Consider the following 372-nt stretch of genomic DNA (forward strand, 5'->3'; position numbering starts at 1 on the left):
TTCAGCCACTCGGACACCTCACCATATTGTCGTCTCGTCGCTTTCGCGTCTCAACGGGGCGCTACTATAGGGAGGTCAGTGCAATGGGTCAAGAATATTTTCTCTGTTTGTTTGCAAATGGTTAAGTGCTGTTCGCTTTGCTGCCTATATCGCCGTTTCAGGGCAGTTCAGAGGGGATAAAAGAGAAAACCGGGCGAAAATTTTGCTCTGACGAGTGGGAGTTTTTACCGGCAGCGTAGGCCGGGAAGGCGGAGGCATCAAAAACGCCAGAAAGTTGACTGCCCATCACCGGATACAAAAGCAGAAGGCCCCGATTTTCATCGGGGCCTTCTGCTTTTGAATATGGCGGTGAGGGAGGGATTCGAACCCTCG

Annotated in this window: 1 protein-coding gene; it reads right to left on the reverse strand. The window is 51.6% G+C overall.

The window, feature by feature from the left end; all coding sequences use genetic code 11:
- Window positions 1-157 precede the first annotated feature (157 nt).
- The coding region (locus CYR32_RS21795; RefSeq protein WP_206602474.1) for a hypothetical protein at window positions 158-372 on the reverse strand (215 nt) is incomplete at its 5' end.

The organism is Chimaeribacter coloradensis (genome assembly GCF_002858715.1).
GTDB lineage: Bacteria > Pseudomonadota > Gammaproteobacteria > Enterobacterales > Enterobacteriaceae > Chimaeribacter > Chimaeribacter coloradensis.